This is a genomic window from Nocardia sp. NPDC004260, from assembly GCF_053603155.1.
In genome coordinates, this window is record NZ_JBSGEZ010000009.1 from 1 (window position 1) to 23,687 (window position 23,687).

Annotated in this window: 24 protein-coding genes; 12 read left to right on the forward strand and 12 right to left on the reverse strand. The window is 67.4% G+C overall.

The annotated features are described in order from the left end of the window. Positions 1–126: 126 nt before the first annotated feature. Positions 127–1,098 (reverse strand): ATP-binding cassette domain-containing protein, encoded by a 972-nt coding sequence (locus ACWEO7_RS07710; RefSeq protein ID WP_452421685.1) that lies wholly within the window; start codon positions 1,096–1,098, stop codon positions 127–129. A gap of 104 nt (positions 1,099–1,202) precedes the next feature. Next, positions 1,203–1,733 carry an EXLDI protein gene (locus tag ACWEO7_RS07715; protein ID WP_450022105.1) on the reverse strand — a complete coding sequence of 177 codons (531 nt, stop codon included), beginning with the start codon at positions 1,731–1,733 and terminating at the stop codon, positions 1,203–1,205. A 137-nt stretch (positions 1,734–1,870) separates the two neighbouring features. On the opposite strand from ACWEO7_RS07715, the gene ACWEO7_RS07720 reads away from it, so the two are divergent. The 5 genes from ACWEO7_RS07720 (at position 1,871) to ACWEO7_RS07740 (ending at position 6,862) form a co-directional block, all read left to right on the forward strand. Continuing rightward, entirely contained in the window at positions 1,871–3,559 is a 1,689-nt protein-coding gene (locus ACWEO7_RS07720) for a thiamine pyrophosphate-binding protein (protein WP_452421687.1), read from the forward strand. 47 nt (positions 3,560–3,606) lie between these two features. After that, a complete protein-coding gene (locus ACWEO7_RS07725; RefSeq protein ID WP_450022101.1) occupies positions 3,607–4,266 on the forward strand; it encodes an SRPBCC family protein in 660 nt (219 codons plus the stop codon). Positions 4,267–4,273: 7 nt separating this feature from the next. After that, on the forward strand, positions 4,274–5,308 hold the full coding sequence (locus tag ACWEO7_RS07730; protein WP_452421689.1) for a 3-oxoacyl-ACP synthase III family protein: 1,035 nt from the start codon (positions 4,274–4,276) through the stop codon (positions 5,306–5,308). After that, positions 5,305–6,360 carry an aminotransferase class I/II-fold pyridoxal phosphate-dependent enzyme gene (locus tag ACWEO7_RS07735; protein ID WP_452421691.1) on the forward strand — a complete coding sequence of 352 codons (1,056 nt, stop codon included), beginning with the start codon at positions 5,305–5,307 and terminating at the stop codon, positions 6,358–6,360. The genes ACWEO7_RS07730 and ACWEO7_RS07735 overlap by 4 nt, the downstream gene beginning before the upstream one ends. 121 nt (positions 6,361–6,481) lie before the next feature. Further along, a complete protein-coding gene (locus tag ACWEO7_RS07740) occupies positions 6,482–6,862 on the forward strand; it encodes a hypothetical protein (protein ID WP_452421693.1) in 381 nt (126 codons plus the stop codon). A gap of 302 nt (positions 6,863–7,164) precedes the next feature. Here the strand turns inward: ACWEO7_RS07740 and ACWEO7_RS07745 are convergent, their stop codons facing one another. After that, positions 7,165–7,566, reverse strand: coding sequence for an SdpI family protein (locus ACWEO7_RS07745; protein ID WP_452421695.1), 402 nt, complete (start codon positions 7,564–7,566; stop codon positions 7,165–7,167). Between the two features lie 164 nt (positions 7,567–7,730). Here ACWEO7_RS07745 and leuS point away from each other — a divergent pair, with 164 nt between their 5' ends. Next, positions 7,731–10,577: a leucine--tRNA ligase gene (gene leuS / locus ACWEO7_RS07750; protein ID WP_452421697.1), complete on the forward strand. Its 2,847-nt coding sequence runs from the start codon at positions 7,731–7,733 to the stop codon at positions 10,575–10,577. Positions 10,578–10,584: 7 nt separating this feature from the next. Here leuS and ACWEO7_RS07755 read toward each other — a convergent pair whose 3' ends face one another. Both ACWEO7_RS07755 and ACWEO7_RS07760 read right to left on the reverse strand, forming a co-directional pair. Next, positions 10,585–11,358: a polysaccharide deacetylase family protein gene (locus tag ACWEO7_RS07755; protein ID WP_452421867.1), complete on the reverse strand. Its 774-nt coding sequence runs from the start codon at positions 11,356–11,358 to the stop codon at positions 10,585–10,587. A gap of 402 nt (positions 11,359–11,760) precedes the next feature. Then, positions 11,761–12,450: an SDR family oxidoreductase gene (locus ACWEO7_RS07760; RefSeq protein ID WP_452421699.1), complete on the reverse strand. Its 690-nt coding sequence runs from the start codon at positions 12,448–12,450 to the stop codon at positions 11,761–11,763. Positions 12,451–12,678: 228 nt separating this feature from the next. Between ACWEO7_RS07760 and ggh the strand changes: the two genes are divergently transcribed. Next, positions 12,679–14,016, forward strand: a complete 1,338-nt coding sequence (ggh, locus tag ACWEO7_RS07765) for a glucosylglycerate hydrolase (protein WP_452421701.1) — start codon at positions 12,679–12,681, stop codon at positions 14,014–14,016. Positions 14,017–14,089: 73 nt separating this feature from the next. Continuing rightward, complete coding sequence (locus ACWEO7_RS07770) at positions 14,090–14,827, forward strand: glycoside hydrolase family 25 protein (RefSeq protein ID WP_452421703.1); 738 nt, start codon at positions 14,090–14,092, stop codon at positions 14,825–14,827. A 102-nt stretch (positions 14,828–14,929) separates the two neighbouring features. Here ACWEO7_RS07770 and ACWEO7_RS07775 read toward each other — a convergent pair whose 3' ends face one another. The 5 genes from ACWEO7_RS07775 to ACWEO7_RS07795 form a co-directional block, all read right to left on the reverse strand. Then, positions 14,930–16,996 (reverse strand): PhoX family protein, encoded by a 2,067-nt coding sequence (locus ACWEO7_RS07775; RefSeq protein ID WP_452421705.1) that lies wholly within the window; start codon positions 16,994–16,996, stop codon positions 14,930–14,932. Between the two features lie 204 nt (positions 16,997–17,200). Then, positions 17,201–18,001, reverse strand: coding sequence for a hypothetical protein (locus ACWEO7_RS07780; protein ID WP_452421707.1), 801 nt, complete (start codon positions 17,999–18,001; stop codon positions 17,201–17,203). 94 nt (positions 18,002–18,095) lie between these two features. Then, positions 18,096–18,620 carry a lipoprotein LpqH gene (locus ACWEO7_RS07785; RefSeq protein WP_379249396.1) on the reverse strand — a complete coding sequence of 175 codons (525 nt, stop codon included), beginning with the start codon at positions 18,618–18,620 and terminating at the stop codon, positions 18,096–18,098. Between the two features lie 281 nt (positions 18,621–18,901). Further along, positions 18,902–19,108, reverse strand: a complete 207-nt coding sequence (locus ACWEO7_RS07790) for a DUF397 domain-containing protein (RefSeq protein ID WP_452421709.1) — start codon at positions 19,106–19,108, stop codon at positions 18,902–18,904. Continuing rightward, entirely contained in the window at positions 19,108–19,989 is an 882-nt protein-coding gene (locus ACWEO7_RS07795) for a helix-turn-helix domain-containing protein (RefSeq protein ID WP_452421711.1), read from the reverse strand. The genes ACWEO7_RS07790 and ACWEO7_RS07795 overlap by 1 nt, the downstream gene beginning before the upstream one ends. Before the next feature lie 259 nt (positions 19,990–20,248). Here ACWEO7_RS07795 and ACWEO7_RS07800 point away from each other — a divergent pair, with 259 nt between their 5' ends. The 4 genes from ACWEO7_RS07800 (at position 20,249) to ACWEO7_RS07815 (ending at position 22,444) form a co-directional block, all read left to right on the forward strand. Continuing rightward, positions 20,249–20,740: a DNA-directed RNA polymerase subunit beta gene (locus tag ACWEO7_RS07800; protein ID WP_452421713.1), complete on the forward strand. Its 492-nt coding sequence runs from the start codon at positions 20,249–20,251 to the stop codon at positions 20,738–20,740. 4 nt (positions 20,741–20,744) lie between these two features. After that, complete coding sequence (locus ACWEO7_RS07805) at positions 20,745–20,966, forward strand: hypothetical protein (RefSeq protein ID WP_452421714.1); 222 nt, start codon at positions 20,745–20,747, stop codon at positions 20,964–20,966. 22 nt (positions 20,967–20,988) lie between these two features. Continuing rightward, positions 20,989–21,606 carry a hypothetical protein gene (locus ACWEO7_RS07810; protein ID WP_452421716.1) on the forward strand — a complete coding sequence of 206 codons (618 nt, stop codon included), beginning with the start codon at positions 20,989–20,991 and terminating at the stop codon, positions 21,604–21,606. 178 nt (positions 21,607–21,784) lie between these two features. Beyond that, positions 21,785–22,444 (forward strand): GAP family protein, encoded by a 660-nt coding sequence (locus tag ACWEO7_RS07815; RefSeq protein ID WP_452421718.1) that lies wholly within the window; start codon positions 21,785–21,787, stop codon positions 22,442–22,444. Between the two features lie 234 nt (positions 22,445–22,678). On the opposite strand, the gene ACWEO7_RS07820 is transcribed toward ACWEO7_RS07815, so the two are convergent. After that, on the reverse strand, positions 22,679–23,077 hold the full coding sequence (locus tag ACWEO7_RS07820) for a PPOX class F420-dependent oxidoreductase (protein WP_452421720.1): 399 nt from the start codon (positions 23,075–23,077) through the stop codon (positions 22,679–22,681). Between the two features lie 105 nt (positions 23,078–23,182). Then, positions 23,183–23,659 carry a DUF1772 domain-containing protein gene (locus ACWEO7_RS07825; protein WP_450023410.1) on the reverse strand — a complete coding sequence of 159 codons (477 nt, stop codon included), beginning with the start codon at positions 23,657–23,659 and terminating at the stop codon, positions 23,183–23,185. Positions 23,660–23,687: the final 28 nt, after the last annotated feature.

Genomic DNA, 23,687 nt, shown 5'->3' on the forward strand with positions numbered 1-23,687 from the left:
CGCGCTGGCCAACCGGTGGCTCGGCATCCTGTGGCACTGCCTGACCCGCGGCACCGCCTACAACGAAGAAACCCACGTCAGCAACCGCCAACGCGTACTCGCCGCCTGAGGTTGACAGAAGGTGTCTCATCGCACGGGTTCCTTTTCGGTCGTGGGGTGGCCGGTGAGGGTGAGGAAGACGTCGTCGAGGTTGGGGGTGTGCACGGCGAGGCCCTCGACCTCGATTCGCTCGTCGTCGAGCCGGTCCAGCACGGCGCGCAGCGATTTCACGCCGCCGTCGCTGGGCACCGCGAGGGTGAGGTCCTCGTCGTCGTCCGGCGGCGGGGCCACGGCGCCGAGCGCGGCGGCCGCCGCGGTCAAGGCGGCCCGATCGGCGAATTCCAGACGGATGTGGCCGCCCGGCACCAGCCGCTTCAACTCCGCCGCGGTGCCTTCGGCGACGAGTTTGCCTCGGTCGAGCACCGCGATGCGATCGGCGAGTTGGTCGGCCTCCTCCAGATACTGGGTGGTGAGGAAGACCGTGACGCGGTAATCGTCGACCAGCCCACGGATGATGTCCCAGATCGCTCGCCTGCTGCGTGGATCGAGCCCGGTGGTCGGCTCGTCGAGGAAGATGATGCGCGGATCGCCGACCAGCGTCATGGCCAGATCGAGGCGCCTGGTCATGCCGCCGGAGTAGGTGGACGCCGTCTTGTCCGCCGCGTCTACCAAGTCGAAGCGCTCCAGCAGATCCGCCGCCAGCCTGCGGTTGTCCCGCCGGGACAGATGATGCAGATCGCCCATAAGCAGCAGGTTCTCCCGGCCGGTGAGCAGTTCGTCGACCGCCGAGAACTGCCCGGTCACGCCGATCTGCGCGCGTACCTGCTTGCGCTCGGCGGTGAGATCATGGCCGCCCACCCGGATTTCGCCCGCGTCGGGATGGATCAGTGTGGTCAGGATCTGCACGGTGGTGGTCTTGCCCGCGCCGTTCGGCCCGAGCAGCGAGAAGACCGTTCCCTCCGGGACGGTGAGGTCTATCCCGTCGAGCACGACCTGCTCGCCGAACGATTTCCGCAGGCCGCGCACCGAGACGGCGGGCACGCGATGGCCGTTCACCATGGTCTTTCCTTTCTGACATAAATTTCACTATGCGCATATGGGCATGTTTTATCGACACCGCACCCCCTTTTGGGGCGCGGCGTCAGTCGATTCGGTTGCGGCGGTTAGATATCCAGATCCTCGATCTTCGGCCCTTCGGCCACGTCGACCACCCGCCGGTAGAGCTTGTCGGGCAGCCGGTCCTTCAACTCGTCGAGGGAGTCCACCACGACGAAGATGAAGTCACCCCAGTCCTGCTGTCCGACGCCGAGCAAACGCCGCCAGCTTTTCGGGTCTCGCCAGTCCTTGAGCCAATTCGTACCCACCTCGGCGGGATACTCGTCCCAGTTCGAATACTGGGCGTGCATCACGAATTTGCCCTTGCGGCTGCGATACACCTGGATGTGCTCGATCCGCGTATCGTTCACCTCGTGCCACTCCCCTAGCAGGGACCCGGAGAAGCGGACCTGTCGCACACCATCGCGACCGACCTTGAGCACGATCTCGTCATAGCCCTCCAGCCGTCCCTCCTCGAGTTCGATGAACCGGCGCAGCGCCGTGACCACCGCTCCCGAAAGGTTGCCGCCGACCAACTCCTGCGCGCGCTGGAAGAGCGGGAGGTCGTCATCGGCAACGTAGATCGTCTTGTTGGGCATGATCCAACTATACGTAGATGTATACGTACACGCAAGGTTGGTCGGCACATCTTCCGATCCGCCGTTGAACCGTTCGGCGACCGGGTCCGTATCACTCGTGTACGCAGTCGAAATTTCGTCAGCGGAAGGGAGTGCGGATGCGGACTCGAGTCGTGGACCATCTGGTGCAAGCGGTTTCGGCGTTGGGCGTGCGCCACATCTTCGGAGTGGACGGCGCCAACATCGAGGACCTGTACGACGCGATCTTCGACGCGCCGGACCACGTCACCGGCGTGGTCGCGAAACACGAGTTCTCCGCGGCGACGATGGCCGACGGATATGCCCGTGGCACAGGCGGATTGGGCGTGGTCGCGGCGACCTCCGGCGGCGGCGCGATGAATCTCGTCGCCGGGCTGGCCGAATCGTTCGCGTCGCGGGTACCGGTACTCGCCCTGGTCGGGCAGCCCCCGACCGCGCTGGAGGGCAACGGCGCCTTCCAGGACACCAGCGGACGCGCGGGCGCCATCGATGCGGTCCGTCTCTTCGGTGCGGTCAGCACCTATTGCGCACGGGTGGAAACCGCTGCCGACCTGGCGGATCGGCTGGATAGAGCGGTGCAGGCCGCCCGCCGAGGCGGCCCGGCGGTGCTGCTGCTGCCCAAAGACGTGCAGCAGGCCGACGCGGGCCCTATCGCGCCGCTCTGTCCCGCCACCAGGACACATCGGTCCGACCGGGCCGGACTCGCTCGTGTTCGCGCCGCGCTCGCCACGGCCCGGCACACCGGGAAGATCGTGATCATCGCGGGTGATCAGGTCGCGCGCGACGACGCGCGCGATGAGCTGGCCCGCCTCGCCGCCGCCCTGGACGCCGCGGTGGGCGTCGCGCCGGACGCGAAGGACGTCTACGACAACGCCGATCCGGCCTTCTGCGGTGTCGCGGGCACCATGGGGCACCCGGAACTGGCGGCGGCCATCCGGTCCTCGGCCCTGTGCTTGCTGGTCGGCACCCGATTGCCGGTCACCACTCGCGCCGGCTCGGAGGCCGCGCTCGCCGAGAGAACGGTCGCGAGCATCGGCGTGGCGCCACCGTATCTGCCCGCCATCCATGCGACCAGTACCGATCTGTCGCGAACACTCGCCGAGCTCGCCGACGAATTGGACGACGGCAGTACCGGATCCGAATGCGTGCACGCGGCGCAACCGCTGACTTCGCTGCGGGTGCCCGACTCCTCGGGCCCCGGTCTGCGGTACCGGGATGTGGTCGAGACGATCGATGCCGCATTGCCGGAGGGCACCGACGTGTTCGCCGACGCGGGCAACACCGGCGCGTCGGTCGTGCACCACCTCCGGGTGCCGCGTGACGGGCGGTTCGTGGTCGCCCTCGGGATGGGCGGAATGGGTTACGCCTTCGGCGCGGGCATCGGATCTGCCTTCGCGCGGCACGCGCGGACCGACGGTGTCCGGCGGACGGTGGTCATCGCCGGTGACGGCTCGTTCTACATGCACGGCATGGAGTTGCACACCGCGATCGAGCACGCCCTTCCGGTCACCTTCGTCGTGCTGAACAACAACGCGCACGCCATGTGCGTGACCAGGGAGCAGCTGTATTACCGGGACCGCTACAGCTTCAACCGATTCCGCCCGGCCGACCTGGGTGCGGGTATCGCCGCGATGTTTCCCGGTCTGCCCGCGTTCTCGGTGCGCACCGTCGGCGATCTCGCCGCCACACTGCGTCGCTGCCTGGAAACCGATGGGCCGTCGTTCCTTTCGATCGAATGCGACCCCGACGAGATTCCTCCGTTCCTGCCCTTCATTAACGCCGTGGAGCAATCCCGCGATCTTCGATGAACCCCACGCGGCGGCGCCCGCCGACGCCCACCCGAAGGAGTATCACCGTGACCACCAGTTCCCTCCCCGCCCTCAGCGACATCCCGGAACAGGCCGTGCCCGGCGTGCTCCGCATCGAGAACTCCGACAAGGACGCGACCACGCCGATCATCATGGACATGCTGCGGTCGGTGTATCCGCACGACCAGATCTTCGGCGAATACTGTCCGGTGCAGGCGTACATCGACGCGCCGCCGCGCGAGGTCTACGAATACCTCGCCGACACCCGGTCGCTGGAGGAGTGGACCTACAGCCTGCGCGGGTTCGTGGAGACCGACGAACCCGGACTCTGGCTGGCCTACGACCGGCTGGGCTCGGAGACCGAGATCTTCACCCGCACCGTCGCCAACCCCGACGCCATGACCGTCGACTACCACTGCGCCTGGGACCAGGGACAACACCTGTGGATGATCTACCTGCTGCGCGTGGTCGACGCGCAACTGGTGTTCAACAAGCCGGGTTCGGTGGTGTTGTGGGTCAACTGCAAGCACCCCTTCTACGACGCCAACCCGTACCCGGAGTCCGCTCCCCCGAACCGGCCGGTGTGGGTCGGCGACTTCTGGGAGATGTTCTCGGCGGGGCATCAGCTGGAGATGGACAACCTCAAAGCCATCTGCGAGTACCGGGCCGCGCACGGCCTGCCGATCAAGCCCGACTGGATGAAGTGAGGCCCGAGTGACCACCACGCAACAACATCTCCCTGAGGTCAGTCTCGTCGACGTGTCCTCGTACCTACCGGGCGAGCCGGTCGGTACCGAATACTTCACCCAGTTCTCCCGCTCGGACCGGATGGCGAAGAACGTCATGTTCCGCTCGCCCAAGGGCCGCCACCACGTCGCGCGCGACGAAACCGCGGTGGACATGGTCGAGCGCGCCGTCGCACCGCTGATCGAACGCAACGGCGCCGACGCGATCGCCGAGGTCGACGTCTTGATCACGCACACCCAACTGCCGGACAATCCGGTGCTCGGCTGCGGGCCCGAGGTGGCGCGACGGCTCGGCATCCGTCCCTCGTACGTCTACGACGTGCACAACGGCGGGTGTGCGGCGTTCGTGCACATGATGGCGATGGCCCGGATGGTCCTGCAGACCACGTCCGCCCGCACCGCGCTGATCGCGGCGACCCAGAACTGCGCGGGACCGGTGTTCACCCAGACCGATATTCGCAAGCTGGCGCAGGCTCCGGTGCCCGGTGACGGCTGCGGTGTCGGACTGCTCCGCAAGGACGACAGCGCGCCGATTCTCGACATCGAATGCCGGACCTATCCCGAATTCGCCGGCGACATGGATTTCTCCACCAACGGCGAGCGCAAGTACTGGGAGCCGGGCGAGGGCCAGGGCTGCGTCAGCTTCACCGAGTCCAAGATCACCAAGGTGTTCGCCAGGGGCAATCGGCTCGTTCCGGAAGTCGCCCTCGCGGTGTGCGATCGGATCGGCGTGCGGGGACGCGACGTCGACACGTTCGTCACCAACCAGCCGAACCGGCTGTTCCTGCGCAACTGGCACGACGCGCTGGAGCTCCCGCCGCACCGTCACCCCGACACCTTCGATTCCTGCGGAAACCTGTTCGCCGCGGGCATCCCGGTGACCCTGGATGTGGAGAACCGGGCGGGACGGCTGCCCAACGGATCGCTGGTCCTGATGTCGGCGTTCGCGCACGCGGGCGACTTCGCGGGCGCGGCCGCCGTCCGCTGGGGAGCCGCGCGATGAGCGTGCGCGTCGTCGACGGCACCCGGCCGTCGCACCGCTACCGGGCGCACCGGGTGCCACCCCGCTTCGACCTCGCCCTGAGCGAGAATCCGTTCCCGCCGCTGCCTTCGGTGTTGCGAGCCGTGCACATGACGCTGGCTCAGGCCAATCGATACCCGGAGTTCCTGCCGCGCCGCCTGCCGACGCTGATCGCCCAGCACCTCGGTGTAGGGGCGGACCAAGTGGTGGTCGGGTCGGGGGCGACCGGCGTGGCACTGCAGATCCTGCAGACCCTGACCACGCCGGGAGACGAGATCGTCTACAGCGCACCGACGTTCGACGGGTATCCGATCATGGCGGAGATGACCGGCGTCACCGCGGTGCCGGTGCCGCTGGATTCGGCGGGGAACCAGGATCTGCGGGCGATGCGGCGGGCCGTCGACCGTCGCACCGCGCTGATCGTGGTGTGCCGTCCGCACAATCCCACCGGAACGGTCGTCCCGGCCGACGAGCTGAAGGCATTCCTGTCCGACGTCCCGAGCCGGGTCCCGGTCGTCCTGGACGAGGCGTACGTCGAATTCCTCGACGCCACCGCATCCGTCGACCCGCGGGCGCTGATCGCGAAACATCCCAACCTTGTTGTGCTGCGTACCTTTTCGAAGGCATACGGCTTGGCCGGGCTGCGCATCGGCTACGCCTTCGGCCGAACCGAGTTGATGGCGAGGATCGGCACACTGCAATTGCCCTTCGGGATGAGCGCGGCGGCGGTGGCCGCGGTCGCCGCCTCGTACGCCGCCGAACCCGAACTCGCCGCGCGCACCCTGCGCATCGCCGAAGGACGCGACGCACTCCGCAGCGCACTACTGGCTCATGGATTCGCGATACCGGAAAGCCACGCGAACTTCCTGTACGTACCGGGCCCGGGTGCGAACACGGCGCTGCGGCGCGCGGGCATAGCCGCGAAGTCCTACGCCGACGGCAGCGCCCGCATCGCCGTCGGCGACCCCGCGTCCGATGACGCGGTACTCCAGGCCCTCACTGCAGAGGGCACCCTTCGCGAAAGGTTTGTTTGAGTTCACCGGCCGTCGGCCCGTTTGCGGCGCTGCTGTATCGGTCGTCGTAGATTGGGGCGACGGACGACTCATCCGAACAGCTATCGGAACTCCGCGGAGGAGGGGATGGTTCGATCGAAGCGTGTGGTCCGATTTCGAGGTGAACGCGGCGCCCGCTCATGGGACGGCCAGTAGGGTCCTGTTCCGGTTCGCTCTGGGACGGTGGGCGGTCGTGCTGCGCCAGACGCTCATCGAGCCGGGTGGCAGCAGCGGGTGGCACTACCACGACGGGACATTGTTCGTGCTGGTCGCGCAGGGGACGCTGGATCATCCCGGTGCGGACTGCGCGCCGGTCACCTACCGGCGCCCGCGGATCTTCCGGGAGCCGAGCGGGCCGCGCTACCCGCACGTGGCGCGCAATCTCGGAACGGTGCCGGTATTGCTGTGCGTGCTCTACTTCACGCCGGTCGACAGTCCGTTGTCCCGCAGCGTCCCGCCGCCGGAGTGCGCCGATGCGGGGTGATGGGCCTCAGCTCGCGGATCGGCAGGCGTCGCGGAGTGCGCGGACGCGGGGTGATGGGCCTCAGCTCGCGGATCGGCAGGCGTCGCGGAGTGCGCGGACGCGAGCCATCCGCCTCGACTCATGGGCGTCGCGGAGTGCGCGGACGCGGACCATCCGCCTCGACTCATGGGCGTCGCGGAGTGCGCGGACGCGGACCATCCGCCTCGACTCATGGGCGTCGCGGAGTGCGCGGACGCGAGCCATCGGCCTCGACTCATGGGCCGACAGACATCGCGGAGTGCGCCGACGCTGGGTGAGCGCCCTCAGCTCGCGGGCTGGCAGGCGTCGCGGAGTGAGCAGGCGCCGCACGAGTTGCCGCAACTCTGCGGCGGCGGGGCGATGGCTTCGGCCGCCTGCGCGGCGGCGTTCGCACCGGCGCCGAGGGTGAACAGCGCGACGACGGCGGCGCAGGCCGCGACGGCCAGCGCGACGAAGCCGCCCGCCGCCAGCCCGACGAGACCACCGGCGAACAGCAGCGCCCCGGCCGCGATCGAGGTGGGAGCGGCGACCCGGTTGGCGACGCGGAACGTCTCGTCCGTGGACAGCGCGGCCTCGGTGTGGACACCGAAGAAACGATTCCGGGGCAACCGGCCGGTCAGCCCGAGTGCTCCGGTTGTGACGGCCACGACAGCCAGCACGAACAGGACGAGAGCGACGACGAACACCCATGCAGGCTAGCGCATCGGTGCCCCGGGCCCGCCGACGGGCGCCTCGTCCGGCGAACCCGGCCGCAACCGCAGGCCAGCCCGATTTTCGGTCCTGCCGATGCGACGTTCTACCCTGATAGACGAAGTTTGTCGGGGATCGGCGACCACAAGAAGGCAGGACCGTGCAAGACACACGTGCAACCGAAAGCGATGTACCTGAGCACCGGTACAACGCGGAGCTTGCCGGCCGCATCGAGAGCCGGTGGCAGCGGACGTGGGACGAGCGCGGAACCTTCCACGCGCCGAACCCGGTGGGACCGCTGGCCGGTCCGACACCGGCCGACAAGCTGTTCATCCAGGACATGTTCCCGTACCCGTCGGGCGCGGGCCTGCACGTCGGGCATCCGCTCGGCTACATCGCCACGGACGTCTTCGCCCGCTACCACCGCATGCATGGGCGCAACGTGCTGCACGCCCTCGGCTACGACGCGTTCGGCCTGCCCGCCGAGCAGTACGCGGTGCAGACCGGCGCGCACCCGCGCGACACCACCGAGTCGAACATCGCCACGATGCAGCGTCAGCTGGACCGCCTCGGGCTCGGCCACGACCGGCGTCGCTCGTTCTCGACCACCGATCCGGAGTACTACCGCTGGACGCAGTGGATCTTCCTGCGGATCTACAACGCTTGGTACGACACGGAGCTGAACCAGGCCCGCCCGATCGCCGAGCTGGCGGCCGAGTTCGCCTCCGGTACGCGGGCCGTTCCGGACGGCAAGTCCTGGGACACCATGCCGCCCGCCGAGCGCGGCGCGCTGCTGGACTCGTATCGCCTGGTGTACCAGACCGATTCGATGGTCAACTGGTGCCCCGGTCTCGGCACCGTGCTGGCCAACGAGGAGGTCACCGCCGACGGCCGCAGCGAACGCGGCAACTTCCCGGTGTTCCGTAAGCACTTGCGGCAGTGGATGATGCGCATCACCGCCTATTCCGATCGCCTGGTCGACGACCTGGACCGGTTGGACTGGCCGGAGAACGTCAAGGCCATGCAGCGCAACTGGATCGGACGATCCCGGGGCGCGCGGGTGAAGTTCGACGCCGACGGCGAGCAGATCGAGGTCTTCACCACCCGCCCCGACACCCTGTTCGGCGCCACCTACGTGGTGCTCGCGCCGGAACACGAGCTGGTCGACAAGCTGACCGCCGACGCGTGGCCTGCGGGCACCGACCCCAGGTGGACCAACGAGGGCGCCGCCACACCGGCGGAGGCCGTGGCGGCCTACCGCAAGTCGATCGCGGCCAAGTCGGATCTGGAGCGTCAGGAGAACAAGGAGAAGACCGGCGTCTTCCTGGGCAATCACGCGATCAACCCGGCCAACGGCGCGGCCGTGCCGATCTTCATCGCCGACTACGTGCTCAGCGGGTACGGCACCGGCGCCATCATGGCCGTTCCCGGGCACGACCACCGCGACTGGGAATTCGCGTCCGTCCTCGGGCTGCCGATCGTCGAGGTGATCAGCGGCGGCGACTTGGAGCAGGGCGCCCACGCGGGCGAAGGCACGCTGGTGAACTCCGATTACCTCGACGGCCTGTCCGTCGAGGAGGCCAAAGCGGCGATGATCGCCCGGCTCGAGGCCGATGGACACGGCAAGGGCACCATCCAATACAAGCTGCGCGACTGGTTGTTCGCGCGCCAGCGCTATTGGGGCGAGCCGTTCCCGATCGTGTACGACGAGCAGGGCGCACCCCACGCGCTGCCGGAATCCATGCTGCCGGTGGTGCTGCCGGAGCTGGACGATTTCGCCCCGGTGACCTTCGATCCGGACGACGCGAACTCCGAACCCTCCCCGCCGCTGGCCAAGGCGACCGACTGGGTGGAAGTCGAACTGGATCTCGGTGACGGGCTGAAGCGCTACCGCCGCGACACCAATGTCATGCCGCAGTGGGCGGGCAGTTCCTGGTACGAGATCCGCTACGCCGACCCGACGAACACCGAGACGTTCTGTGCCAAGGAGAACGAGGCGTACTGGCTGGGCCCGCGCGCCGAGGTCGGCGGGCCGAACGACCCGGGCGGCGTCGACCTGTACGTCGGCGGCGTCGAGCACGCGGTTCTGCACCTGCTGTACGCCCGCTTCTGGCAGAAGGTGCTGTTCGATCTGGGTGACGTGTCCGCGAGCGAGCCGTACCGGCGGCTGTTCAACCAGGGTTACATCCAGGCGCACGCCTACACCGACGAGCGCGGCGCGTACGTGCCCGCCGCCGAGGTGGTCGAGCGCGACGGCAAGTTCTTCTGGACCGACCCCACCGGCGCCGAGATCGAGGTGCGCCAGGAGTACGGCAAGATCGGCAAGTCGCTGAAGAACGCCATCTCCCCGGACGAGATGTGCGATCTGTACGGCGCGGACACCTTCCGCTTCTACGAGATGGCGATGGGTCCGCTGGACACCTCGCGCCCGTGGGCGACCAAGGACGTCGTCGGCGCGCACCGGTTCCTGCAGCGCGCCTGGCGTCTGGTGGTGAACGAGGAGACCGGCGCGGTTCGGGTCACCGACGCCGCCGCGAGCGAGGAGACGCTGCGCCTGCTGCACAAGACGATCGCGGGCGTGGACGAGGATTTCGCCGCGCTGCGCGACAACACGGCGGGTGCCAAGCTGATCGAACTGACCAACCACCTGACCAAGAGCTACCCGGATGGCGCGCCGCGCTCGGTGGTGGAGCCGCTGGTGTTGATGCTGGCGCCGCTGGCACCGCACATCGCCGAGGAACTGTGGGACCGCCTTGGTCACACCGCCTCGCTGGCGCACGGCCCGTTCCCGGTCGCCGATCCGGCGCTGCTGGTCGAGGAGTCGGTGGAATACCCGATCCAGGTGAACGGCAAGGTGCGCAGCCGGATTCAGGTGGCGGCCGACGCGGACAACGCGGCGATCGAGGCGGCGGCGCTGGCCGACGAGAAGATCGACGCGCTGCTCAACGGGAAGGCGCCGCGCAAGCTGATCGTCGTGCCGGGGCGCCTGGTGAACATCGTCGCCTGACGGCGGATCAGCGCGGCGGGAGCAGCACGTCGTCGAGCGTGACCATGGACAGGTTGCGCTCCTTGATGATGTCGACCAGCTGTCCGTAGCAGTGAGTGACCGCGGGTGCGTTGGCGTGCCCGATGACGATCGTCTGCGGCTGGAAATACTGCCGCGCGCATTCGATCAGATACTGCTCGGTGATCACACCGGAATCGGACAGTGAGCCGTACCACATGGTGGGCACGGTGTAGCCGAGGTCGGCGGCCACTCGGTCGACCGTGGCGTTGTGCCTGCCGAACGGCGGGCGGAAGTACGGGGTGCCGTCCACCCCGAAGTTCTGGCGCAGGTAGGTCTTCGCCCGCTCCAGCTGCCCGGCGACGGCCGACGCGGACAGCTTGGTCAGATCCGGGTGATCCCAGGTGTGGTTGCCGAGCTGGATCTGCCCGGATTCGACCAAAGGCCGCAAGGCGTCCCGGTGGATCGCCCACGAGTCGTAGTAGGCGGTCACGAAGAAGGTGAACCGCGCGCCGGTGTCCTTGGCGAATCGGATGTAGGCGCCGACGACCTCGGGACTGGCTCCGTCGTCCACGGTGAGCGCCATGCTGCTGCCCGGCCCCGGCAGCGCGGTGATCGTGCCCGCCGGGATCGGCCTCTTCGGTCCGCCGGGCGGAGGCGGCAGCAACGGCGGTGCGGGCGGCCGGGGCACGCCGCCCGCGGAACCGCTGTCGATCGGGTCGCCCTCGGCTACCGCGCATCCGGTCAGCGCGACCGCCGCGCCCGCTGTCAGCAACGCCAGCATGCGACGTCTGTCCACAACCCGATCCCTCTTGCTCGCTCGAACCTCCCCGCGACCAACCCTCGGGGATGGGGCCGGACGCTAACGAGCGAACTTGACGGGAACCTGAACCCACGTGGTCGGTTGGGCAAATCACAGGGACGAGAGCACGGCGGTGAGCGACAGCGCATCATCAGGTCGACCCGCCTCCACGTCGAGAGCTGGATTCCGGTCAGCAGGTCGATCGCACGGGCGACAAGCCGACCGGCGACGTGCGTGCGACAGTCGCGAGGGGAACGCGTGGGCCGATACAGCGCCGTCGGACCCGTACGGGATCAGTACTGACGGACCAAGCCATCGGCGACGTGCGCGCCGACAGCCGAGCGAGCGCTTCGGCCGAAGGAGCGCCGCCGGGTGACTCCGAGCTCAGTACGGCCGGAGCACGACCTCGGTGGGGTGCGCGTCGCGCGGGGTGTCGATGGCGGAACGCACCGTGTACGCCACGGTCTCGGGCGTGAGGAAGTCCTCGGCCCGGTACTCGCGCCCCTCACCCGCGATGATCGCCCGCTGCATATCGGTGTCGATTCGGCCCGGATGGATCGAGGTCACCCGCAGCTGCGGCTCCTCTTGGCGCAACGCGTCGCCGAAGGCGCGCAAACCGAACTTGCTCGCCGCGTAAGAGGCCCAGCCGGCGTTGGCGCGCAACCCCGCCCCCGAGTTGATCAGCACCACGTGACCCGCGCCCGCCCGCAGGGCGGGCAGCAGCAACCTGGTGAGTTCGGCGACCGCGACCACATTGGCCTCCAACGTGTTTCGCCACTGCTCGACGGTGGAGTCCGCGATCGTGCCGAGATCGGCGATGCCCGCGTTGTGCACCAGCACGTTCAGGCTCCGGATCGGCTCGACCGCCGCGGCGACGGCAGCGTAGTCGGTCAACTCGACCGGCCAGCCCCGCGCGTCGGGCAACTCCGCCAGGATGCCGCGCAGGGATTCCGCCGACCGGGCGCCGAGCAGCAGGTCGTGGGTCGGCGCGAGCTCCCTGGCGATCGCGGCGCCGAGGCCGCGACTGGCGCCGGTGATCAACGCGGTCGGTTTCGTGGTCGCGGCGGAAGTCATGGGCCCCACCGTAACCGGCTGGGTGAAGAAGGCGTAAAAACCCGTAGCACTGGACAAACGACTAGCGATGCAGGCTGGTTCGGGGCGAGAATCTCGAGCAGCGAATCACGGACGGGGCATGCGAAAGTGAGAACCGCCGAACACGAAGCGGCCACAGGCCGATCGGATGGAGACGAAACAGACACCGCTGAGCGGGCATATCTGCGGGTGACATCGCAGAATAGGGGGATGGCACATCCGGGCTTCACCCCCACTCAGCTCGCGGCCCGCGCTGCCTACCTGCTGCGCGGCAACGACCTGGGCACGATGACCAGCGCGGCGCCCCGGCTGTACCCGCACATGTGGAGCTGGGACGCGGCATTCGTCGCGGTCGGGCTCGCGCCGCTGAGCGTGGAGCGGGCCGTGGTCGAGCTGGACACCCTGCTGTCCGCGCAGTGGAAGAACGGCATGATCCCGCACATCGTCTTCGCCAACGGCGTGGACGGTTACTTCCCCGGCCCGGCCCGCTGGGAATGCCGCAAGCTGGCGGCCAACGCGCCGGACGGCCCGGACACCTCGGGGATCACCCAGCCGCCCGTGCACGCCATCGCGGTGCAGCGGATCCTGGATCATTCCCGCAGGCACGGCCGCAGCACCAGGTCCGTGGCCGAGGAGTTCCTCAACCGGCGCTGGCCGGATCTGGTGCGCTGGCACCGCTGGCTGGCGCACGCCCGCGACCCCAAGGAGACCGGCCGCATCACGCTGTATCACGGCTGGGAGTCCGGGATGGACAACTCGCCGCGCTGGGATCGCGCCTACGAGCACGTGGTCCCCGGCGATCTGCCGCCCTATCGCCGTGAGGACGTGCTGGTGGTCTCCGATCCGACCCAGCGCCCCACCGACCGCGAGTACGACCGCTATCTGTGGCTGGTCGAGCAGATGCGCCGAGCGGGTTATGACGACTATCAGCTCGCCTCGACCATGAGCTTCGCCGTCGAGGACGTGTTCGTCACCGGTATCTTCGCGCTGGCCTGCGAGGTGCTGGCCAATATCGGCGAGGAGTACAAGCAACCCCACGCCGACGTGCGCGATCTCTACGCGTGGGCCGACCGGTTCCGCGCGGGCGTCGTCGCGACGACCGACGCCCGCACCGGCGCGGCCCGCGACTTCGACGTGCGGTTGCAGCGATGGATCAACACCGAGACGCTCTCGATGTTCGCGCCGCTGCTGTGCGGCGGCCTTCCCCGCGACACCGAGCGCGCCCTGCTGCGCCTCTTCGAGGGTCCGCGTTTCTGCGGCCATCCGGATCTGCGCTACGCGCTGCCGCCCTCGACCTCGCCCGTGTCCAAGGACTTCCGTTCCCGCGAGTACTGGCGCGGACCGGTGTGGCCGGTGATGAGCTGGCTGTTCTCCTGGGTCTTCGCCCGGCGCGGCTGGGCCGAGCGCTCGTTCATGCTGCGCGCCGAGGGCTTGCGCCAGGCCAGCGACGGCAGCTTCGCCGAGTACTACGAGCCGTTCACCGGCGAACCGCTCGGCAGTATGCAGCAGTCGTGGACGGCGGCGTCCGTACTGGATTGGATGGGGTGAAAGCTCAGAACAGTTCTGACACCCCAGCTGTCACACTGGTAACAGCCAGAGCGAATGGCTATCGTCCTCCGGCATGGGCATCTGGAGGTCGACCACTCGCCGCGGCACGGCGCTGTCACTGATCACGCTGTCCGGCATTCTCGTCGCCACGCTACCCGCGACCGCCGCGCCGACCGGTCCGGACGTCTCCTCGTGGCAGCACACCGACGCCACCGTGATCGACTGGTTCGCGGTCAAACGCTCCGGCCACGACTTCGCCATGGTCAAGGCCACCGAGGGGCTCAGCTACATCAACCCGTACTTCGTGCCCGACAGCCTGCTGATGCGCGCGGCCGGAATGGCTCGGGGCACCTACCACTACGCCCGGCCCAACCTGCCGCCCGAACCACAGGCCGCGCTGTACGCGGCGGTGGCGCTGGGACAGAATGGGCCGCTCGATCTGCCGCCGGTGCTGGACCTGGAAAGCACCGGGGGTCTCGGCCCCGCGGCGTTGATCGACTGGACCCGCCGCTATCTGAACACTGTGGAAATGCTCACCGGCCGCGTCCCGATCGTCTACACCTACCCCAATTTCTGGCGTACCGCGATGGCCGACACCGACGAGTTCGCCGAGTACCCGCTGTGGATCGCCGATTATCGCGGCAATCCCCAACCCGAGGTCCCCGGCGGCTGGTCCACCTGGACGTTCTGGCAGACCACCGACAGCGGCACCATTCCGGGCATCGCGGGCCACGTCGACCTCAACGTCTACAGCGGCGCCCAGGGCAATTTCGCCGGTTACGCCAACATGAGCGGCACCGGCAGCGGATAGGAGCGGAGCCGCTACCCGCCCAGTCGAGTAGCGGCTCCACTCGTGGGAAAAGCCGCGGAGGGTGGCCGTGGTTGCAGGGGGCCGGGTGCCGCGGCTGTGGTGTCAGACCCCGATGCGGCCGCCGGCCTTCTTCCAGACTGCCACCACCGAGGGGCGGGGCTGGGCCGTGCCACCGTCGGGCCAGTGCGACAACGGGTTCTCCGGAGTGGCGTCGTCGGCCTCGCCGGGATGCTGCACACACACCATGACCCGCGCCTCGCTGACCACCGGGCCGCAGGTCTCGGCACCGCGCGGGACGGTGAGGAATTGCTTGGTCTGGCCGCGATTCGGGCCGTCGAGCACCACGGAGAACAACCCGTCGTTCGACTTCAACGCGTTGCCGTCGGTGGCGATCCACAGGTTGCCGTACGGGTCGAAGGCCAGGTTGTCCGGGCAGGAGATCGGGCTGACCTTGGATTTGTCGTACCCCGCGAAGTAGGTGTCGGCCGCCGCGGGATCGCCGCAGACCAGCAGCAGCGACCAGGTGAACGTGGTGCCGGTGTGGTTGTCGTCGATCTCCAGGATCTGGCCGTTCTTGTTCAGCTTGCGCGGGTTCGCCTCGTCCGGACCCTGCTTGCCGTCCGCCCCGCGGTTGTCGTTGTTGGTCAGCGCCACGTACACCTTGCCGGTGTAGGGGTTGGCCTCGAAGTCCTCCGGGCGGTCCATCTTGGTGGCGCCCACCTTGTCGGCGGCCAGGCGGGTGAAGACCGCCACCTCTTCCGCGCTCATGCCCTCGACCAGCGACTTGCCCTTGCCGTCCGCGCCGGTCTCCAGCAGCGGGATCCACTGGCCGGTGCCGGTGAAGCCCTTGTCGGACGGCTTGGCGCCGGTGCCGTCGATCTTGTCTGCGTGATCGCCTGCGAGCTTGGCGACGTACAGCGTGCCCGCGTCCAGGATGGTCAAGTTCTGCCGCATGCTCGCCGCGCCCGTGCCCGGCTGGATCTTGCGCGAGGACACGAACTTGTACATGTACTCGAACTTCTCGTCGTCACCGGTGTAGGAGACGACGTCGCCGTTCTTGGTGACGTAGATGGTGGCGGCCTCGTGCTTCACCCGGCCCATCGCGGTGTGCTTGATCGGCGTCGAGTTCGGATCCCACGGGTCCACCTCGATGACGTACCCGAATCGGTTGGCCTCGTTGGGTTCCTGCGCCAGATCGAAACGCTTGTCCGCGCGCTCCCACAGGTTGGTGGTCTTGCCCGCGGCGAAACCGTAGCGCTTCAGCCGCGCCGCGGCGGCCGACTCGGTCACCTTGTCCGCGTTGGCGAAGTAGCCGTGGAAGTTCTCCTCGCCGGACAGCACGGTGCCCCACGGCGTCAGGCCGCCCGAACAGTTGGCGAAGGTGCCGAGCACCTTGGTGCCGGTCGGATCGGCCGAAGTCTTCACGAAGTCGCTGCCCGCGGCCGGACCGGTGAGCTTGAACTCGGTGCTCGCGGTGATCCGGCGGTTGTACTTGCCGAAGGCGGGAACGAGCTTGCCGGAACCGGATTCGCCTTTCACCTCGACCACGGTCAAGCCGTGCGCGGCCATGGTGACCGCGATCTGCTCGTCGGTCGGCGCGTCCTTGTTGTAGCCGCGGAACATGTGCGGGCTGGTGGTGTACTCGTGATTGACCACAAGCAGGTAGCCGTTGGCCTGGCCCTCGATCGGCAGCAGGGCGGCGAAGTCGTTGTTGTAGCCGAACTGCTCGGCCTGCGCGGCGGCGGTCTGCTTGTCGAAGTCGAAGGCGGGCGCGTCGGGGAACAGCGGGTCGCCCCAGCGGATCACGACGGACTGCTCGTAGCCGTCCGGGATCACCACGGCGTCTTCCTTGTTCGGCGCGACGGCGGCGAAGTCGGTGCCGGTTCCGGGCGGCCCCGCGGGCGAGGTGGAGCCCACTGTGGTCGGCTCGCTGTCGTCGCCGCAGGCCGCGAGGACGCCGCCCGCACCCACCGCGAGTACGGCGGCCGCACCGCCCTTGATCAGTCCGCGCCGGTTCAGGGAGCTGACGATGTCACCGAAGTAGGAGCCCGAGGAGGTGTTCGGCGCTTCGTGGAAGCACGCGTTCGCGCACTTGTACTCACATGTCACGGCAGCGCGCGACGACTGTCCGTCGTGCTTCACGAAAAGGGCGAGTGGCTGAAGACTCACGGTGACTCCTGGGTTTTGGCCGATGGCCGCACGGTAAACCATCCGGACAATCCGGAAGGGACGGCAAAGTGAACAACCGCCCAATTAGGTAACCCTCAAATTGCCGGGCCGCCAGACCTGGGAACAAACGAATGCCGCACCGATTCGATGATCTCGAATCGACGCGGCATCGGTGCCGAAAGGCGGCTTCGTCCGGCTCACCCATCAGGCGTTCACCGGAAGGGCGATGACGACCTCGCTTTCGTTCTCGGGAAGGTAGTGCGCCCGCAGTACCCGGCCCACCTGCACGTGGCCGACGCTGGCCGGTGCGAGGAACTTCGTCACCCGGGTCGCGAAGCTCGAGCCATCGGGCCGGGTGACGACGAGTCCGAGTTCGACCTCGGAGTGACCGTCGCGGATGTTGCCGGTGACCGACAGCGACTGCACCACCGCCTGGGTGGCGACGCCGCGCTCGGCGATGTCGAGCTTGTGCCGCGTGGTGATGCCCTTGCGGATCAGGGACTCGTTCATCGCGTGCTGGGCGGCGGACGCGTCGCCGGACAGGTCGACCTCGACCTTGTCGGTCCGGCCGGGCAGGTAACGCACGGGCAGCACCACCCCGGCACGCAGCAGGGCCAGTTCGGTGAGCGGCACGATCATCTTCGCGGAGGAATGGAAGATCTTGCCGTCCGCGCCTTCCACGCTGAACTCGACGTGGACCTGCGGCTGGTCGTTGACGGTGACGCCGGTCTGCCGCACCGACCGGACGGTGCCGAGGCCGGTGAGCCCGTCGCGGAACTCCGCGCTGTTGCGGCCGGTCAGCGCGCTCAGGATGCCTTCGCCGGTGAACGCGAAGACGATGGGGATCAGGGTGAGCGCGATGATCGGCAGCGCCATTTCGACGCCCAGCCAACCCATTCCGGCGGGCTCCCATTCGCTGGTGGGGACGTAGGTGACGGCGTGGTAGACGTAGTAGCCGATCGCGGCGGCGCCGAGGGCGAGGGCGGTCGAACGGATCTTCTTCATAGCATTTCCTTTGTGAGAGTCGAGATTTCACCGCACCCCGTCATCCCGGTGGGTCGGCCGGGATGACGGGGGCGGATCGGAGGGCACGCGGCGATCAGGCGCCGACGATGGACGAGCAGGCGAAGGTGATGTCGAACTTCGACGTCTTCGGCCCGGCCAGCGGATTGGTCAGGTCGGGGGCGCCCACGCCCTCGCCGGTGACCTTGAACGTGTTGCCGTCCTTGACGACCTTGGCGGACCCGCCCGGCATGCCGTTGCCGAAGCCGACCGCGTAGGGCAGGCCGTTGTCGCCGCCCTTGCTGCCCGCGATCGCGACCGCCTGCACGGTGTTCGCGTCGGTGATGGTCGCGCTCACCGAAAGGTTGCCGTAGGCGGAGTTCGCGGTGTCGGTCAGCGCGAGCGCCAGGGTGCCGCCCTGCTTGGCGCAGGTGGTGTCGAACTTCGCATCGAAGGCCTTGCCGTCGACCGAAGCGACCGACTTGCCCGCCGGGGCCGCAGGCTGCGCCGAGGAGGGCGCGGCGGGCGAGCTGCCCTTGCTGTCACCGCATCCGGTGAGCACGCCGACTGCGGCGGCAGCGGCGATAGCGGCGGCGGCGATGCGGAGCGAAGTGGTGTTCATGGTGTGTGTCCTTGTCGTCAGCGGGGCGGCGCCCCTGGTTCTGTTCCTCCGGCTCCCCTGCGGGGCCGTTGAGAAAAAGGTAGGAACGATCCGCGCCCTACCGATCCCAGGTTTTCCGCGTTTGCGCAGGTAGGTGGTGCTGACGAGTGGCACATGGCTGCGGCATTTCGCGAGAAGAGCTCTCCACCATGTGCCGCTGATCTTGATGCTCGATAGACACAACGAAAACGGCCCGGTCCCTGTCCATCTCAGGACAGCGGACCGGGCCGGGGTAATTGCTACTACGGGCGCTCGAACTCGCCGTCGGTCACGCCAGCGGTGAACGCGTCCCACTCGCCGGGGGTGAACACCAGGGCGGGGCCGGTCGGGTTCTTCGAGTCGCGGACGCCGACCTGACCGCCGTCAAGAAACGCCACCTCTACGCATTCCTTGCCTCCCGAGCTGCGGCTGCTCTTGAACCAACGCGCCCCGGACAAATCAACGGTCACTACGAAAACTCCCTTGCTACCCGCCGGAACATGTTCCGGCTAGTCACGGCGTCCAACGCAGCACGTTGGATAGTTGCAGACGCTTCACGGTAACTGTTCACGTCTTCTTCACGCTCAAGGTACAAGTCTCCAGTGAAGTTCTCGACGTAGATCACGGTAGGTTCGGTAACGCCCTCCACATCTGGCGCAAAGTCGAGGATCACGAACGGGCCGATAGGCACGCCGATCGGAATGCCAGCGGTGTACGGCAAGACCCGGATGCTCACGTTGGGTCGAGTACTCATGTCTGCAAGGTGACGCAGCAGCGCCGCCATGGTCGCGCGATCACCGACAATCGTGTGCAGCACCGACTCGTGGAGCACCACATCGATGCGGGTCGGCTTCGTCTTCCTAGTGAGGATGGACTGCCGTTCGATCCGCAGACGGATGCGCCGCTCCTGCTCGTCTTCGGAATCGTGCGGGAAGTAGATGCGGTCCAGTGCGCGGGCGTAGGCGGCCGTCTGCAACAAGCCTGGAACCAGGTCCGGCCGGTAGATCGTCATCTCATGGGCGGATGACTCCATGTCCACGTACATCACGAAGCCATCGGGGATGAGATCACCGAAAGCGTGCCACCAGTTCTTCACATCGGCTTGCTGCGCGAGTCCGACCATGACGGCGGTTCGGTCCGCACTGAAGCCGAGAATCTCGCATAGCTGCTGAACATCCGCCTTCCGCAGCTTGCCTTCTTCGCCGCGCTCGATGCGGCCCAGCTTGCTGATGCTCCACTCCATCAGCTCGGCGACGTCCGCCAGTTTGAGGCCCTGGCCGTTGCGTTGCTCGCGAAGGTATCGACCCAATGCGCGACGCGGTAGCGCTTTTCGGGCCGTGCTTCCTGCCATTCCGTGCTCCTAGACGTGTTCAGTCTGGCGCTCTGTCATTGCCATTTTGGACATCCAACATTGCCAGCATGGCAGTTGCCCTGCATGTTTGGCGTAGTTTTCTGCAAGATCTGAAATGGCAATGCCACTTTGGCTTGCTCATGATGTCCTGGTCAGCGCGCCCAGTAGGAGGTGGAGGAGTCCTCCGCACTCGGACATCGGTAGGGGCACGGGGCTGGGCGCACACCTATCCGTCATTCGATGTGAGCAGAGGTCTTCGATGGACCAACAGGATGCGTTCGGGGACACACCACTGTCCCGATGCATGTTCTATCGCAGGAATTGCGGTTTCAATGCCGTGATCGACCCACCGGAGCTCGGCCGGATCGTGCTGCGCGCCGGATCGGTGTGGGCGGTGACGATGCCGAGCAGGTTGGGCCGAGCGGTGAAAGCGCACATGCAGAACAGCGGCATCGTGCCCGGACCTATTGTCGGACATCCGCGTTCGGGCCGCTGGACATTCCTTGTCCGTCCCGACATCGAAGACGACGACGTCAAGCTGTTCGCTGAGATGTTCCGCAGGGACGTGAGCATCGCGCGAGAGGGAGCCGTCATCGCGCTCCCATCCCCTAGCCGGAACGGCTCCATCCGGCAATGGATTGTCCCGGCTCGCAACGACTTCCTTCCGTCCGGCCTCGCTGTCATCGATGCCGTGCGGGCATGGTCCGAAATGGTGCCGCAGACTGCTACAGCTCCCCGCTACGGCCGGTAGCGCAATGGTGCCTGTCCTCATCGCCTTCGGCGTCGTCGCATGGGTCGCGATCTGTTTCTTCGTGAGCACGGCGCTCCTCGAGTACCGCGTCATCCGTGCGGAAAAGACCTATCTGGACCTGGCCGCAAACCGACCGCTCCCACCCGACGCCGATATCGAGCGCATGTGTGACCTCACCGAGCCCCGCCGCTATCCGTGGGTGCAGGCGGAGCTGATTCCCGCGTGACCACCGCCGCTCCATCTGAAGCGTGACGGCAACACGCACATACTCCGAAGTTCTCTCGCGGCTCCGTGCCGCCGTTCCGTGGGAGGTGCTCAAACCAATGGTCGCCGACGGCGATACCGACACCGAGGCCGCGTCCAGCGGGCCGTGCTACGACACCCACGTCCTCGCCCGGACGCTTTCGTGGTTGGACCACAACAATCCGCACTGGCCGATGCAGAGCTACGAGGCCGCGCGCACGGCCTACCACCATCACCAGGATTGCCCACCCATGACCTGCGCCACGTTCATAGCGGCGCTATACAGAATCAGGAAATCGACTGATACCGAAAGTGATTTCGAACTCCGCCATCAGCGAGTACTCATGCAAGCCACGCGCACGGAAACCGCCGTGCGGCGCAAGCACGAACCGGCCCCCGCCCGCACCCGAGAGCAAGCGTCTCCGCACCCGGAGCAGCCGGACGTACGCCTGGCGGTGGTGGTCGATGGTCACCGCCTGGACTTCGCCGCCTGCCTCACATCCGCACTATGGTTCCTCCAGGAGCAGCACCGGCGACAGTTCGTCGACTCCGTCGAGGTGATCCCCGGCGACACGACCGGCCTACGGCGGTTGCCGAACGAGCGCCTCTACGACGGACCATGAACGCTCAACGCCAACAGGAAGAGGCCCGGCGAATGGCACATGGTGGAGAGGGGTTCTCGGGCTTTGCCGCAACCATGTGCCACTCGTGGTCTTTCGATGGCGTCCAGATGGGGTAGAGCACACGCCATGTCCCTTTGAATGGCGAGGTAGCCGGGCCTTCTGCCCTATGGTTCCGAAGATGGGCGCTGTCCTGGGTGATCTGTTGCCGCTTGCGGTAGGGGTCGCGATCTCACCGATTCCGATCATCGCGGCGATCTTGATGATTCTGTCGGCCCACGCGGGCGGAGCCGGTCGCGGGTTCGCGCTCGGCTGGGTCGTCGGCATCCTCACGGCGACAACGCTTGTGGCGCTGCTGTCCGGGTCGCTGGGTGGTTCGGCTGATCGGCAACCCTCGACGGCGGGCGCATGGATCAAGATCGTGCTCGGGATACTGCTCCTCGCGCTGGCCGTGGCACAGTGGCGGTCGCGCACCGATACCGAGGTACCCGGGTGGATGCGCGCGGTCGACCGACTCACCGTCGCCAGGGCCACGGGACTGGGGATCTTGTTGTCGGCCGTGAACCCGAAGAATCTGCTGCTGTGCCTCTCGGCAGGCGTGATCATCGGCTCCAGCAACACCAGCATCGGCGGCCGAGCGGTCGCCGTCGCCGTCTTCACTCTGCTCGCCGCCTCCAGCGTGCTGGCCGTGATTCTCGGCTACACCCTCGCCGCCGACCGGCTACGCACCCCGCTCGAACGCCTGCGCGATCGGCTCCAGGCCAACAGCCACCTGGTGTTGGCCATCGTGCTGCTCATCATGGGCACCGTCGTCCTCGGCAAGGGTCTGCGCGGCCTCTGATTCCGCCCCCGCTCTACTCCCAGTTCGCGGTGTCTGGGTCGATGTTGTGGGCGCGCGCTGGCGTCGATGATTCGACGGAACCACGTGGCAAGGCCCGCGCGGATGCCGTCGTAGTGGGCGGCGAATCCCGGGTCCGGATATGGCGGGCTCACGCGATCGTCGCAACACTCCCGATTCGGGAGGTTGCGACGATCGCCCCACTCGCACACCCGCTACGCCGATCGGCACTCCTGGCTACTCGGCGCGGCGACTGGTGAAGTCGAAGGGTCCGCCGTCGATGCCCCAGGAGATGACCCGTTCGGGGTGAATTCGGATGATCGCGCGTTCCTGGGAGTGGAACGGTGGCTCCTGGTCATCGAGCGCCTCGGCGGTGCCGCGTACCTCGATGCCGCGAATCACGTATGGCTCCACTGAAACCTGTTGGTCGACGACGAACGAGACCCGGCTGCCCGCCTCGACATTGCGGTACTTTCGACTGGCGCGCATGCGCATGCCGCCGATGTCGATCGTGCCGTCGGCGTTCACCCGATAGCTGGTCGGGTTGTTCTGCACAACGCCGTCGGGCGAGACCGTGGCCAGCCGACCGATCCCGGCCTCCGCGAGGAACTGCTGTTCGTTGATGGTGAAGGTCATGTCGGTTACTCCTTGGTGAATTCGATATCAGATGTGCGCCCGGCGATCAGCTGTGCGTCGCCGGGCGCGGGAAGCGCAAGCTATTGCCTGCCGCGTGGTTCGAGATCAGAACAGGATCAGCGCGGCGCACAGTCCGGCGAGGGCGATGAACTGCAGGGTGACCCGGTACTTCAGAATGCTGTCCCACTTGTCCTGCAGCGCACGGGCATTGGGCGGGATGATGCCGCTTCGCGCAGCGGCGGTCTGCTGGGAATTGATCGGCTTGGCGATGCCGACGTAGAAAGCGAGCCAGGTGAGCAGGGCCGCCACCGTGATCCCCGCCGCGACAGCGGCGCCGATCTGCCCGGCCCACAGCGCGATCAGCAGCGTGAGTACCGCGCTGACCACACCGACCACGCCGACAACCGGCATGCGCCTGTCGCCGTAGTAGTGACCCCAGCCCGCGCTCATGGTCACGGTCGCGTCATCGAGCTTGCGGTAGACCGATCGGGTGATCATGGCCACGGAGACATCGGTGCCATAGACGATGGCATTGGAGACAACGGCGGCGGCGGCGATGATCTGGCCGGTGACGATGAGCATTCTCGGCTCCCTTTCCAAATTCTAGCAT